Raw genomic sequence first — 12708 nt, 5'->3', positions numbered from 1 at the left:
ATCGCGCGGCGCGCCAGCCGGCGAGCCGGTCCTGCTCAATGTAACTGACGATAAATCTGCTGCGCGAGCGCAAGCGAAATACCTTCGACGCTCGCCAGATCCTCGACGCTCGCCGCCTGCACGCCGCGCAGCCCGCCGAAACGCGACAGGAGCTTTTGCCTTCGCTTGGCGCCGACGCCCTCCAGTTCCTCCAGCCTCGACGTCTGCCGGGTCTTCGCCCGCTTCGCGCGCATGCCGGTGATGGCGAAGCGGTGCGCCTCGTCGCGGATCTGCGCGACCAGCATCAGCGCCGCGCTTTCCTTGCCGAGCTCCAGCGCGGACCGGCCGTCGGCAAACACGAGCGTTTCGAGCCCGACCTTGCGCCCTTCCCCCTTCGCGACTCCAACCAGCATGCCGTGATCCAGCCCGAGCTCGGAAAATACCTGCCGCGCGATCTCGACCTGACCCTTGCCGCCATCGATCAGCACGATGTTCGGCAGCGTGCCGCCCGCGGCCACGGCCGTCGCGGCGTCGGGCGTGACGTTGGGATCGGCGGCATCGTCGGGTTGCAGCGTCGTGGCTTCGTCGTTCGCGTTCGCGGCGGCCTGCGCGACCATCTTCTCGTAGCGGCGCGTGAGCACCTGGCGCATCGCCGCGTAGTCGTCGCCGGGCGTGATGCCGGTGATGTTGTAGCGCCGGTACTCGCCCGACTGCATCTTGTGATGGTGATACACGACGCACGAGGCCTGAGTCGCTTCGCCCATCGTGTGACTGATGTCGAAGCATTCGATGCGCAATGCCGCGAGGTCGTCCATTTCCATGGAAAGCGTCTCGGCGAGCGAGCGCGTGCGCGCCTGCTGCGAGCCCTGCTCCGACAAAAGACGCGCGAGCGCGAGCTTCGCGTTGTTCTCGGCCATCGACAGCCACGCGCGCTTTTGCCCTTGCGGCTGACGCAGCAGCGTCACCTTGTGCCCCGCCTGCTCGATCAGCAGATCGACGAGCTGGCGGCTCGACGGCGCATGACTCACGACCAGCACCGGCGGCACGCGATTGCCGATGTAATGCTGCGCCATGAACGCTTCGAGCACTTCGGATTCGAGCGCGCCTTCGCGGGGCTCCGCGGAACCGGCTTCGGATTCGGCTTCACCTTCAGCGTCGTCGGCGGCGGACGGCACATCGACGAGCGCGGCCGGCGCCGCTTCGACGATCTCGTCGTCTTCCAGGCCCGCTTCGTCTTCATCGCCGAGCGCCATCGCGCTTTCGACGTGCGCCGGGAAATACGCCTTGTCGCCCAGATGCCGGCCGCCGCGCACCATCGCGAGATTCACGCAGATCTTGCCGCCGAGCGCGACGACCGCGAGGATATCGACGTCGCTCTCGCTGCCCACTTCGATCGCCTGCTGATGCAGCACGGTCGCGAGCGAGCTCATCTGATTGCGCACGGCCGCAGCCTGCTCGAACTTCAGATCGGCCGCGAATGCGTGCATCTTCTGTTCGAGCTCCTTCATCACTTCGCCCTGCCGGCCGAGCAAAAAGCGCGACGCGTTCGACACGTCGCGCGCGTAATCCTCCTCGCTGATGAGCCCCGTGCACGGGGCGGTGCAGCGCCCGATCTGATGCAGGAGACACGGCCGCGTGCGGTTGCTGAACACCGAATCTTCGCAGGTGCGCAACTGGAACACGCGCTGCAAGATCTGAATGCTCTCGCGCACCGCCCACGCGCTCGGAAACGGCCCGAAGTACTGATTCTTCTTGTCGACCGCGCCGCGGTAATACGCCATGCGCGGAAACTTGTGGCCGGTGAGCTTGAGCAGCGGATACGACTTGTCGTCGCGAAAGAGAATGTTGTAGCGCGGCGCGAGCGCCTTGATCAGATTGTTTTCGAGCAGCAGCGCTTCGGCTTCCGAGCGCGTGACGGTCGTCTCGATCTTGCGGATGCGCGTGACCATCATCGCGATGCGCGGCGAATGCAGGGTCTTCGTGAAATAGCTCGACACGCGCTTCTTCAGGTTGCGCGCCTTGCCGACGTAGAGCACGTTGCCCTCGCCGTCGTAATAGCGATAGACGCCGGGCAGATGCGGCAGTTGCGCGAGCGTCTTTTTCGGATCGAAGTCCGCGGGTTCCGGATGGTCCGGCTTGTCCGATTTACGCAGATCGGAAGCGGGTTCGTGTGCGGCGGAATCAGTCATGCAGCGAAGTCGCGAGGATGCGGGGACGGTACGGGCGCACCAGCATGCGCCGCGGACAGTATTCTAGAATCGCCAGTTTAGAACATTACGCCGCGCGCCTTCGTCCTCATGATTTCGCACCCCGACGCCACGACTGCCCCGGACCTTGCGTGCGACATCTTCTGCGCGGTCGTCGACAACTTCGGCGATATCGGCGTGTGCTGGCGTCTCGCGCGGCAATTGCGCGCCGAGCACGGCTGGCGCGTGCGGCTTTTCGTCGACGATCTCGCGGTTTTCCATGCGCTCTGCCCCGAAGTCGATGCGACCCTCGACCGGCAAGAGGCGCAGGGCATCGTCATCGAGCACTGGCGCGAACCGGCGCACGCGGGCGACACGCTTGCCATCGCCGATGTCGTGATTGAAGCGTTCGCGTGCGAGCTGCCGCATGCGTATGTCGCCGCGATGGCGCGCCGCGCGCCGAAGCCCGTCTGGGTCAACCTCGAATATCTGAGCGGCGAGAACTGGGTCGCGGATTTCCACATGCGGCCGTCGCCGCACCCGCGCTATCCGCTCGAGAAGAGTTTTTTCTTTCCCGGACTCGGCACGGGCACGGGCGGCGTGCTGAAAGAACGCGATCTCGACGCCCGGCGCGCGCGCTTCGACGCGCAGGCGTGGTGGCAGGAACGCGTAGGTATCGAACGCCCCGGCACGGACAAGACCGTCGTGTCGCTGTTTGCCTATGAAAACCCTGCCGTCGATGCCCTGCTCGCGCAATGGCGCGACGGCGCCGCGCCGGTCGTGCTGCTGGTTCCGGAAGGCCGCATTTCGGGCGCGCTGGCGCGCTTCTTCGGCGTGCCGGCGTTCACGGCGGGCACGACCGCGCGCGCGGGCGCGCTGCAAGCGCATGCGCTCGGCTTCGTCGAACAACCGCGCTTCGACGAATTGCTCTGGGCCGCCGACATCAATTTCGTGCGCGGCGAGGATTCCTTCGTGCGCGCGCAATGGACGAAGAAACCGTTCGTCTGGCACATCTATCCTCAGTCCGACGACGCGCATCTGCCGAAGCTCGACGCCGCCCTCGCCCACTACACGAGCGCCCTCGATCCCGCCGCCCGCGACGCGGTCACGCGCTTCTGGCACGCGTGGAACGGCGCGGGCGTGCCCGACTGGGCCGATTTCTGGCGGCATCGGGCGGCGCTCGACGCGCGCGCCGCGCAGTGGGCCGACGAGCTGGCCGGCGTCGGCGATCTGGCGGGCAACCTCGTCGCGCACGTGGCCGCGCGCAGGGCCGGATGACGCGCGCGCCGCCGCCTTCCGGTCCGGCCACGCGACTGGCCAAATAAGCAAAAACTCAGTTAAAATAAGCGGTTATCCGAGGAAGCGAGTGCTGCTCACGTCAGCCGGAAGTGACTTCCCGTTAGCCATTCATTCAGGCATTCAGCCAAATCCATTCGTACAGGACCCAGTTTTATGAAGACCGCACAAGAACTCCGCGTCGGCAACGTCGTCATGATCGGCAACGATGCCATGGTCGTGCAGCGCGCCGAGTACAACAAGTCGGGCCGCAACGCCGCGGTCGTGAAGATGAAGTTCAAGAACCTGCTGACGAACGCCGGCATGGAAACGGTGTACAAGGCGGACGACAAGTTCGACGTGGTCGTGCTCGACCGCAAGGAAGTGTCGTACTCGTACTTCGCCGACCCGATGTACGTCTTCATGGACGCCGACTACAACCAGTTCGAAGTGGAAGCGGAAATGATGGGCGACGCCCTCCACTACCTCGAAGACGGCATGTCGTGCGAAGTCGTGTTCTACAACGAGAAGGCCATCTCGGTCGAACTGCCGACCACGCTGGTCCGCGAAATCATCTACACGGAACCCGCGGTGAAGGGCGACACGTCATCGGGCAAGGTGCTCAAGACCGCCAAGCTGAACACCGGTTTCGAACTGCAAGTGCCGCTCTTCTGCAACATCGGCGACAAGATCGAAATCGACACCCGCACGAACGAATATCGCAGCCGCGCGTAAGTCGTACGCGTCAGGCTCGTAAGCCAGGCGGCCATGTAAGCACCGCCGTCTGGTTTCAGGAAAAGCGCCCCTTCGCGGGCGCTTTTTCTTTTGCATGAATTTTTTGACAATTTCAGGCAAACTTTACCGCTTCCACCCTGTTCTCTTTCGATGCCAAACGACCGATGAAACCGCGCCCGGCCCGCGCGGATCGCATCCATCGGAAAAATTAACTGCTTGGCACGATTTCTGCTCGTAATGCGGATCAAGATTTCGGAACCGACATGCGAAACATGCCTTTCATCGTAAGCCGGCTTCTTGGCGTTGCGGCGCTCGCCGCGACCGCCCTCGCGTTCAGCGGATGCAAGTCCGCGCCGGCGACATCGGCGAACACGGGGAGCGAGATCGCCAACGACGACGCCGCGCTTGCCGCTCGCGTGAAAGCCGCGCTCGTCGCGGACCCGGGACTGAAAGCCTTGCCGATGAGCGTCGCGACGTATCGCGGCGCCGTGCAGTTGTCCGGCTATGTGGATTCGGAGGCGCAGATGCAAAAGGCGCTCGCCGTGACACGCGGCGTGCCGGGCGTGCAATCGGTCAGCAACGAACTGCATCTCAGGCAGCAATGACGCGCTTGCAGCGCAGATGACGAACGAGGAGTGACGCAGGACAACAACCGCAGCGGGAATGCAGTCGGGCGCCCATGCCGGAACGTGCGCCTATTCGAAGCATCGGCCCTTCCCGCCCACGAGACGCCGGAGCCTGACGAGCGACGGCGCAATACAGTCCACTTTGATACGTTGGTCCGCCATGCCACACGCACTGATTGTCGAAGACGATCCCAATAGCCTCTCCGGCCTGTCCGCGATCCTCACGGCAGACGGCTTTTCCGTCGATACCGCGACGACGCTCGCCGAGGCGCGCTCCGCACTGACCCGCTTCATCCCCGATGTCGTGCTCATCGACTTGAATCTGCCGGACGGCAGCGGTCTCGATCTGCTGCCGAGCCTGCCGTCGCAACCGCCCGACGGCGCGTTGCCCGTCATCGTGATGACCGGCAACGCGACGGTGGAAAGCGCGATCGAAGGCCTGCGCCACGGCATCTGGGATTATCTGCTGAAGCCGGTGAACATTCCGCGTCTGCGCAGCCTGCTCGCGCGCATTCCCCGGCCCTACGAGCTGACCGAAGAGGTTCAGGCGCTGCGCTCCACGCTGCGCGAACTCGGCCATTTCGGCGACATGATCGGCCGCAGCGCGGCGATGCAGCACGTCTACGATCTGATCGAGCACACTGCGCCGACGGAAGCCGCCGTGCTGATCTGCGGCGATCCGGGCACGGGCAAGAAGATCGCGGCGCGCACGATCCACCAGCTGAGCCGCCGCCGCAAGGGGCCATTCGTCACGTTCGATTGCTCCGCGCACCGCGCGGCCAGCGACGGCTCGCAGCGCACGATGGAAAGCATTCTCTTTGGCCACGAGCGCAACGCGTTCGCGGGCGCGGAGAATCGCGAGCCGGGCCTGCTCGAACAGGCGGGCGGCGGCACGCTGTTTCTCGATCAGATCGATTCGCTGCCCGCCGCGCAGCAGGAGGCGCTCCTGCGCGCGCTCGATTCGCAGACCTTCATGCGCGTGGGCGGCAGCAATCGCATCATGACTGACTTCCGCCTGATCGCCGCGTCGCGCACGCCGATCCGCGAAGCCGTCGCGAGCGGCGCGATGCGCGAGGACCTGTTCCAGCGGCTGTCGGCGTCGTCGATCATGCTGCCGCCGCTTGCCGAGCGCGACGACGACATCGCGCTGATCGCCGAAACGCTCGTCGATGAACTGAATCGCGAGAATCACATCGCGGGCATCACGAGCGGGTCGCCCAAGCGCGTCAGCCCGGCGTTCATCCGCGAATGCATCGCCAACGAATGGCCCGGCAACGTGCGCGAGATGCGCGAGCGCGTGCGGCGCGCCTATCACGCCTCGGGCGAGACGATCGAAACGCTGCGCGTCGACGAGCCGGGCGGACTCGGCGGCCGCGGGCTGAACGGCAGCAGCGTGCAGGTCACGGTCGGCACCGCGCTCGCGGACGTCGAGGACATGCTGATCCGCGCGACGCTCGAAGCGGTGGGCGGCACGCGTCATCGCGCGGCGACGCTGCTCGGCATCAGCCCGAAGACGCTCTATAACAAGCTGCAGCGAATGAAGCTGGAATCGTCGTGATTCTTGCCGCTGCCACAAGCGACAACGCCACGGATTCCGTGGCGTTGTTCGTTTACCGCAACATGTCGTCGATGAGCGCGCGGGCCGCCTGATACTCGGCCTGCGCCTGGAGCTTGCTCCAGCGCAACGCCTTGCCGCGCGGGCGCATCTGCCTCAAGCGCTGCTGCGAGATTTTCGACGGCGTGTAGCGCAACTGCTCCAGCACCTTGCCCGCCTCCTCCGGCTGATTGCAGATCAGCACCATGTCGCAGCCCGCGCTCAGCGCGGCGGTCGCGGCCTCGGTGAGCGTGCCGCCTGCGCGCGCGGCTTCCATCGAGAGATCGTCGCTGAAGATCGCGCCGTCGAAGCCGAGCTTGCCGCGCAGAATGTCCTGCAGCCAGATGCGCGAGAAACCGGCGGGCTTGTCGTCGACCTGCGTGTAGATGACGTGCGCCGGAATCACCGACGCCAGCGACAGGCCGAGCCAGTCGTACGGGCGCACATCGGCGGCGAGGATGTCGTCGAGCGGGCGATCGTCGGTCGGCAGCGCAACGTGCGAATCGGCCTCGGCAAATCCATGACCGGGAAAGTGCTTGCCGCAGTTCGCCATGCCCGCGAGCGCGAGACCGTGGTTCAGGCTCTTCGCGAGCATCGCGACGACGCGCGGATCGCCGTGCAGCGCGCGGTCGCCGATCACCTTCGACTGTCCGTAGTTCAGATCCAGCACCGGCGTGAAGCTCATGTCGATGCCGCACGCGCGCAACTCCGCCGCGAGCACATAGCCGAACGCGGTCGCGGTCTTGGTCGCGGCGAGCACGTCACGGTCCCACAGTTCACCGAGCTTGCCCGGCGCGGGCAGCACCGTGAAGCCATCGGTGCGAAAGCGCTGCACGCGGCCGCCTTCGTGATCGACGGCGATCAGGATGTCGTCGCGCACCGCCCGGATCGCATCGGTCAGCGCGACGAGTTGCGCGCGGTCCTGAAAATGCCGCGCGAAAAGAATGATGCCGCCGGTCATCGGATGCGTGAGGCGCTCGATATCCGCGTCGGAGAGCGTCGTGCCGGCGACGTCGTACATGACGGGGCCGGGAGTGCGTTTCATCGGATTCAATTGAGTTTTCGTTATGTGTTGGAGGTGGATTCAGGCGCTTCGACGATCACGAAGGACACCGCGTAATCGCGTTCGTCTGTGACCGTCACTTTCGACGTCATGTTCCGCGCCTCCAGCCATTCCTTCAGCTCGCCCGATGCCACGCAGATCGGCTTGCCGCTCGGTTCGTTGAGCGTTTGCAGCGCGCGCCAGGTCATTGGCCAGCGCATGCCGAGGCCGATCGCTTTCGAGAACGCTTCCTTGGCCGAAAAGCGCGTCGCGAGAAACGCGAGACCGCGCACTTCGGAACGCGCGTTGCGCGCGTGATAGATGCGCAATTCATCGGGGCCGAGCACCTTTTCGGCGAAGCGGCCCTTGGTGCGCCTCATCACCGCTGCGACGCGGCTCACCTGCACGATGTCCGTACCGATTCCGTAGATGGCCATGGCGCGCGCTTTCAGCGAATGCCGGCGGAAGCGAGGCGCGAGGCGACCATGATCGCCTTCATCTCGCGCACGGCGTTGTCCCAGCCGGCGAAAATCGAATGCGCGACGATCGCATGCCCGATATTCAGCTCGACGATGCCCGGCAACGCGGCGATCGCCTGCACGTTGGTGTAATGCAGGCCGTGGCCCGCGTTGACCTTGAGGCCGAGCGAATTGCCGAAATCGACGCTCGTCGCGACACGTTCGTACTCGCGCTGCTGTTCGGCTTCGTCGTGCGCTTCGGCATAGCGGCCCGTGTGCAGTTCGATCACCGGCGCGCCCGCTTCCTGCGCGGCGCGAATCTGCGTTTCGTCCGCATCGATGAACAGCGACACGCGCGCGCCCGCGTCCGCAAGCTGTCTGCATGCGGCCTTCACCGCCTCGAACTGGCCGGCGACGTCGAGGCCGCCTTCGGTCGTCAGTTCGGCGCGCTTCTCCGGCACGAGACACACATCGTGCGGCTTGATCTCGCACGCGATGTCGAGCATCTCGCGCGTCACCGCGCATTCGAGATTCATGCGCGTCTTGAGGAGCGGGCGCAGCGTGCGCACATCGGCATCGACGATATGACGGCGATCCTCGCGCAAGTGCAGCGTGATGGCGTCGGCGCCGGCTTCTTCGGCAGCGAGCGCCGCGCGGATCGGATCGGGGTAGGACGTGCCGCGCGCATTGCGCAACGTGGCGACGTGATCGATGTTGACACCCAGATCGATCACGCTCGCAGGCGACGAGAGAAAGAAGCTCATAGTTTTTGCAGGTCGATCAGTATCTGACGGGTAGCGAGCGGCGTGCCGCCCAGGTAGTGGTTCAGCAGAAAGCGCATCAGCGTCTTGCTCTGCGCGGCGGTCTGCGGATTCGTGTAATCGTCGCGCTCCATGTCGATGAGCGTCTGTCCCGACATCACGGGCCATTGCACATGAAGATCGTCGGCGGCTTCGCGCACGCCGCGGTCGGGATCGAAGACATAGCGCCCTTCGGGCACGACCGGCTGGCGCGTGACGGTGCGCATGAGATTCATCGCATAGCCGGTTTCGCGCAGCAGCACGCGCTCGAAGGAACGCAGCACCTGCACGGCGGGCTCGTCGTGCGCGAGGCGCGACAGCGTGAGGACGTAGTGATTGAAGAGCGCCGGATGCGCGTCGTCGCGGGCGCAGAACTTGACCAGCAGCTCGTTCACGTAAAAGCCGCAGAGCAGTGCGTCGCCGGCGAGCGGCAGCATGCCGCCGACCCATTCGGCTGTCGTCAGCGTGCGGACTTCGCCCTTGCCGGACCACGAGAGGCCGAGCGGCTGAAACGTCTGCAACACGCCGCGCAGCGCGGAATGCGGCCGCTTCGCGCCCTTCGCGACGAGCGCGACGCGCCCGAAGTCGCGCGAGAACACATCGATGATGAGACTCGTCTCGCGATACGGATAACTGTGCAGCACGAAGCCCGGCTGCTCGGCGATACGAAACTCGGAGCGCGGCCTTCTCGGCGCGCGCTCGCCCTCGGCCGCAACCGGCGAGGACACCGCCCGCGCGCGCTTCTTCGCGGCCCGCGCAACGGGACGCTCGCTCGCGTCGAAATCGTCGTCAGGACGATCGTCGGCGGGAGGCATCATCCGGGCGTCGTTCGGGCCGTCGTCCATGGGTTCGGTCGATGTATTACTCGTAGCCGTATGCGCGCAGGCCCGCCTCGTTGTCCGCCCAGCCGCTCTTCACCTTGACGAAGGTTTCGAGATACACGGGACCGTCGAAGAGCTTCTCCATGTCGAGCCGCGCCTCGGTGCTGATCTGCTTCAGCTTCGCGCCCTTCTGGCCGATGATCATCGCCTTGTGCATGTCGCGGTCGACGAGGATCGTGGCGAACACGCGGCGCAGACGCCCTTCGGTTTCGAACTTGTCGATGAGCACCGTGCTCGTGTACGGCAACTCGTCGCCGGTCCAGCGGAACACCTTCTCGCGCAAGATTTCGGCGGCGAGAAAGCGCTCGCTGCGGTCGGTGAGATCGTCCTCGCCGTAGATCAACTCGCCTTCGGGCAGATACGGCTTCAAGACCGCCATCAGCCGCTTGACGTCGTCGGGATGCTTCGCCGAGAGCGGCACGATCTCGCGGAAATCGCGCAAGCCCGACATCTGCTGCATGAAAGGAAAGAGCGAATCCTTGTCGCCGACGCGATCGAGCTTGTTCGCGATCAAAAGCGTAGGCGTGCCGGCCGGAATCAGGTCGAGCACTTTCTGGTCGTCGGGACCGAAGCGGCCGGCTTCGATCACGAAGAGAATCGCATCGACGGACGTGAGCGTCGACGTCACCGCGCGGTTGAGCGAGCGGTTGAGCGCGCCGCTATGGCGCGTCTGGAAGCCGGGCGTATCGACGAAGATGTACTGCGCGTCGTCCAGCGTGTTGATGCCGGTGATGCGGTGGCGCGTCGTCTGCGCCTTGCGCGACGTGATGCTCACCTTCTGGCCGACGAGCGCATTCATCAGCGTCGACTTGCCGACGTTAGGCCGGCCGACGATCGCGACCATGCCGCAACGGAAACCAGAGGAAGTAGGAGCGTTCATAGATGTGTGCGGCAAGAAATCGTTGGGGCGCGAATGCGCGATGGGCGCGGGGCGCGCGTCAGTGACCCGCGTCGGCGGCGCGCACGATGCGGCCCGCGGGCGCGTCAGGGCTTGCGCCGTTGCGCGTGTCCGTGTCGCTCTCGGCGCCGCGTTCAGCCGATGGGGCGGGCTGTGCCGGCTCGCTCTTCGGCGCTTTCTCCGGCTTGTGGATCACGGCGCGCTCCGGTTTGTCGGCGGCGGCATACGCGCCCACCGAGGGTTCGACGTGCGTCGCGCGGATCACCGCGAGCGGTGCGGTCGCGGGCCGTTCCGGCGTGCCCGGCTGTGCGCCGTGCGGGCCATGATGACGCTCGCGCCGGTCGGGCGAGCGCAGATCGAGCGCGGCCTGAATGCCGGTGACGCCCGGCACGACTTCGAATTCCGAGAGCTTCGCCGCGCGCGCGCCTTTGCGCTTCGGCTTCACGCCGAGCGTCGGGGCTGCCGCCATGACCTCGTCGAGCGCCTTCTTGGCCGCGGCCTGCTCCGCCGCGCGACGGCTTGCGCCGGAGCCGGACACCTTCACGTCGAGCTTCGGCACCGCGCATTCGACTTCGAATTGCTGATTGTGCGCGGCGCCGTGCGTCGCGACGACGGTGTAAGTCGGCAGCGCGATCTTGTGTCCCTGCAGATATTCCTGCAGAAGCGTCTTCGCATCCTTGCCGATGGTGCGCGGATCGATGTGATCCAGAACCGGCGTGTACAGCCGCTTGATGACCGTGAACGCCGCGTCGAAACCGCCGTCGAGGAAGATCGCGCCAAAGATGGCTTCGAGCGTGTCGGCCAGAATGGACGGACGGCGAAAACCGCCGCTACGCAGCTCGCCTTCGCCGAGTCGCAGCCCTTCGGACACGTTCAGCGCCTGCGCAATCTCGTAAAGCGACTGCTGCTTGACCAGATTCGCGCGCACGCGCGACAGGTCGCCTTCGTCGAGTTTTCCGAATCGTTGGAACAAAAGCGCGGCCACCACGCAATTTAGAACGGAATCGCCGAGAAATTCGAGCCGTTCATTGTGCGTGGCGCTGTGACTGCGGTGGGTCATCGCCTGGCGCAGTAATTCCGCATTGCGAAATTCGTACCGCAGCCGGCTTTCCAACGGAGAGGATGGCATGGAGAGAGTATAACGCGGGCGCGAACGCGGACGATTCCACCGGTCGGCGCCGGAAAACGCGTGGCGAGACGGTGTTAGCCGCGCTTCTTCACGCCGTTTCGAAGCTTTGTTTTAATCATGAGCAGCGCCGGCTGTCCTGCTCTAGACGAGCCGGCGATGCATGTCACTCGAACGAGCCGACGCGCTTCAGATTGCTGAAGTTCATCCAGATGAAGAACGCGCGCCCGACGATGTTCTTGTCCGGCACGAAGCCCCAGTAGCGGCTGTCCGCGCTGTTGTCGCGGTTGTCGCCCATCATGAAGTAGTTGCCCGGCGGCACCTTGCACGTTACGCCTTGTGCGTTGTAGTTGCAGTTGTCGCGGAACGGGAAATCGTCGGCGCCCACGATGAACGGCGGCACCTGCGGATTGTTCAGGATGCGATTCTTGCGGCCGTCGAGATCTTCTTCGAACTGCTTCGCATAACCAATGCGCTCGTCGTCGAAATAGTCCGGCAGCGGCGTTTCCGGCACGGGCTTGCCGTTGATCGTGAGTTTCTTGTCTTCGTACGCGACGGTGTCGCCCGGCAGGCCGATCACGCGCTTGATGTAATCGACCGATTCGTCCTTCGGATAGCGGAACACGACCACGTCGCCGCGCTTGAGCGGACTGCCGTTGGTCATCTTGGTGTTGGTGATCGGCAGACGCAGGCCGTACTCGTACTTGTTCACGAGGATGAAGTCGCCGACGAGCAGCGTCGGCACCATCGAGCCGGACGGAATCTTGAACGGCTCGATGATGAACGAGCGCACCACGAACACCGCGAGAATCACCGGAAAGAAGCTCGCCGTGTATTCGAGCCACCACGGCTGGCGCAGTTTGTCATCGCGCAGGCGGGCGCGCGTCTGCGCGGCGTTTTCATCGGCGAAACGCTCGCCTACGCGTTCCTGCTGGCGATCGAACTCGACGACCGCGGCCTCGGCGGCGCGGCGCCGCTGCGGCAGAAACACTAGCTTGTCGAGCACCCATGCAATACCCGTCAAGACGACGAGAATCAAAAGTATCAATGCGAAATTCATCAATCGCTTCCGGTTGTTATCGTTGTTTGCCCGTTGTCTGGCTCAGGG

12 protein-coding genes are annotated in these 12708 nt (G+C 64.9%); 4 read left to right on the top strand and 8 right to left on the bottom strand.

Translation table 11 applies throughout. From position 1 onward, the window contains the following. Nucleotides 1-35 precede the first annotated feature (35 nt). Nucleotides 36-2168 carry an excinuclease ABC subunit UvrC gene (gene uvrC, locus LY284_RS01495; RefSeq protein WP_014191942.1) on the bottom strand — a complete coding sequence of 711 codons (2133 nt, stop codon included), beginning with the start codon at nucleotides 2166-2168 and terminating at the stop codon, nucleotides 36-38. Between the two features lie 108 nt (nucleotides 2169-2276). Here uvrC and earP point away from each other — a divergent pair, with 108 nt between their 5' ends. The 4 genes from earP (at nucleotide 2277) to LY284_RS01475 (ending at nucleotide 6359) form a co-directional block, all read left to right on the top strand. Beyond that, nucleotides 2277-3443: an elongation factor P maturation arginine rhamnosyltransferase EarP gene (earP, locus tag LY284_RS01490; protein WP_050878298.1), complete on the top strand. Its 1167-nt coding sequence runs from the start codon at nucleotides 2277-2279 to the stop codon at nucleotides 3441-3443. A gap of 174 nt (nucleotides 3444-3617) precedes the next feature. Then, complete coding sequence (gene efp / locus LY284_RS01485) at nucleotides 3618-4175, top strand: elongation factor P (protein ID WP_014191944.1); 558 nt, start codon at nucleotides 3618-3620, stop codon at nucleotides 4173-4175. A 263-nt stretch (nucleotides 4176-4438) separates the two neighbouring features. After that, nucleotides 4439-4780 (top strand): BON domain-containing protein, encoded by a 342-nt coding sequence (locus LY284_RS01480; protein ID WP_014191945.1) that lies wholly within the window; start codon nucleotides 4439-4441, stop codon nucleotides 4778-4780. Nucleotides 4781-4961: 181 nt separating this feature from the next. Further along, nucleotides 4962-6359, top strand: coding sequence for a sigma-54 dependent transcriptional regulator (locus tag LY284_RS01475; RefSeq protein WP_233384182.1), 1398 nt, complete (start codon nucleotides 4962-4964; stop codon nucleotides 6357-6359). A gap of 52 nt (nucleotides 6360-6411) precedes the next feature. On the opposite strand, the gene nagZ is transcribed toward LY284_RS01475, so the two are convergent. From nagZ to lepB, 7 genes are all read right to left on the bottom strand, one after another. Further along, nucleotides 6412-7440, bottom strand: coding sequence for a beta-N-acetylhexosaminidase (gene nagZ / locus LY284_RS01470; RefSeq protein ID WP_014191947.1), 1029 nt, complete (start codon nucleotides 7438-7440; stop codon nucleotides 6412-6414). Between the two features lie 20 nt (nucleotides 7441-7460). Beyond that, nucleotides 7461-7874 carry a holo-ACP synthase gene (gene acpS, locus LY284_RS01465; RefSeq protein ID WP_014191948.1) on the bottom strand — a complete coding sequence of 138 codons (414 nt, stop codon included), beginning with the start codon at nucleotides 7872-7874 and terminating at the stop codon, nucleotides 7461-7463. An 11-nt stretch (nucleotides 7875-7885) separates the two neighbouring features. Then, nucleotides 7886-8659 (bottom strand): pyridoxine 5'-phosphate synthase, encoded by a 774-nt coding sequence (gene pdxJ / locus LY284_RS01460; protein ID WP_014191949.1) that lies wholly within the window; start codon nucleotides 8657-8659, stop codon nucleotides 7886-7888. Beyond that, nucleotides 8656-9540, bottom strand: coding sequence for a DNA repair protein RecO (gene recO / locus LY284_RS01455; protein WP_014191950.1), 885 nt, complete (start codon nucleotides 9538-9540; stop codon nucleotides 8656-8658). The genes pdxJ and recO overlap by 4 nt, the downstream gene beginning before the upstream one ends. A 16-nt stretch (nucleotides 9541-9556) precedes the next feature. Further along, entirely contained in the window at nucleotides 9557-10456 is a 900-nt protein-coding gene (era, locus tag LY284_RS01450) for a GTPase Era (protein ID WP_233384180.1), read from the bottom strand. 58 nt (nucleotides 10457-10514) lie between these two features. Continuing rightward, the gene (gene rnc, locus LY284_RS01445; RefSeq protein ID WP_014191952.1) at nucleotides 10515-11603 is read right to left on the bottom strand and encodes a ribonuclease III; all 1089 of its coding nucleotides are present in this window, start codon (nucleotides 11601-11603) and stop codon (nucleotides 10515-10517) included. A 163-nt stretch (nucleotides 11604-11766) separates the two neighbouring features. After that, nucleotides 11767-12660: a signal peptidase I gene (gene lepB, locus LY284_RS01440; protein ID WP_014191953.1), complete on the bottom strand. Its 894-nt coding sequence runs from the start codon at nucleotides 12658-12660 to the stop codon at nucleotides 11767-11769. Nucleotides 12661-12708 lie beyond the last annotated feature (48 nt).

Origin of the sequence: Caballeronia sp. PC1, from assembly GCF_021353155.1 — a bacterium.
Taxonomy (GTDB): domain Bacteria; phylum Pseudomonadota; class Gammaproteobacteria; order Burkholderiales; family Burkholderiaceae; genus Caballeronia; species Caballeronia cordobensis.
This window is presented reverse-complemented; position numbering and strand designations above follow the sequence as displayed.

Excerpts from the sequence above, each read along its gene's own strand:
- earP (WP_050878298.1), top strand. The coding sequence starts at position 2,277 with ATGATTTCGCACCCCGACGCCACGACTGCCCCGGACCTTGCGTGCGAC.
- LY284_RS01480 (WP_014191945.1), top strand. The coding sequence starts at position 4,439 with ATGCGAAACATGCCTTTCATCGTAAGCCGGCTTCTTGGCGTTGCGGCG.
- era (WP_233384180.1), bottom strand. The coding sequence starts at position 10,456 with ATGAACGCTCCTACTTCCTCTGGTTTCCGTTGCGGCATGGTCGCGATC.
- uvrC (WP_014191942.1), bottom strand. The coding sequence starts at position 2,168 with ATGACTGATTCCGCCGCACACGAACCCGCTTCCGATCTGCGTAAATCG.
- nagZ (WP_014191947.1), bottom strand. The coding sequence starts at position 7,440 with ATGAAACGCACTCCCGGCCCCGTCATGTACGACGTCGCCGGCACGACG.
- recO (WP_014191950.1), bottom strand. The coding sequence starts at position 9,540 with ATGGACGACGGCCCGAACGACGCCCGGATGATGCCTCCCGCCGACGAT.
- acpS (WP_014191948.1), bottom strand. The coding sequence starts at position 7,874 with ATGGCCATCTACGGAATCGGTACGGACATCGTGCAGGTGAGCCGCGTC.
- efp (WP_014191944.1), top strand. The coding sequence starts at position 3,618 with ATGAAGACCGCACAAGAACTCCGCGTCGGCAACGTCGTCATGATCGGC.
- LY284_RS01475 (WP_233384182.1), top strand. The coding sequence starts at position 4,962 with ATGCCACACGCACTGATTGTCGAAGACGATCCCAATAGCCTCTCCGGC.
- rnc (WP_014191952.1), bottom strand. The coding sequence starts at position 11,603 with ATGCCATCCTCTCCGTTGGAAAGCCGGCTGCGGTACGAATTTCGCAAT.
- lepB (WP_014191953.1), bottom strand. The coding sequence starts at position 12,660 with ATGAATTTCGCATTGATACTTTTGATTCTCGTCGTCTTGACGGGTATT.
- pdxJ (WP_014191949.1), bottom strand. The coding sequence starts at position 8,659 with ATGAGCTTCTTTCTCTCGTCGCCTGCGAGCGTGATCGATCTGGGTGTC.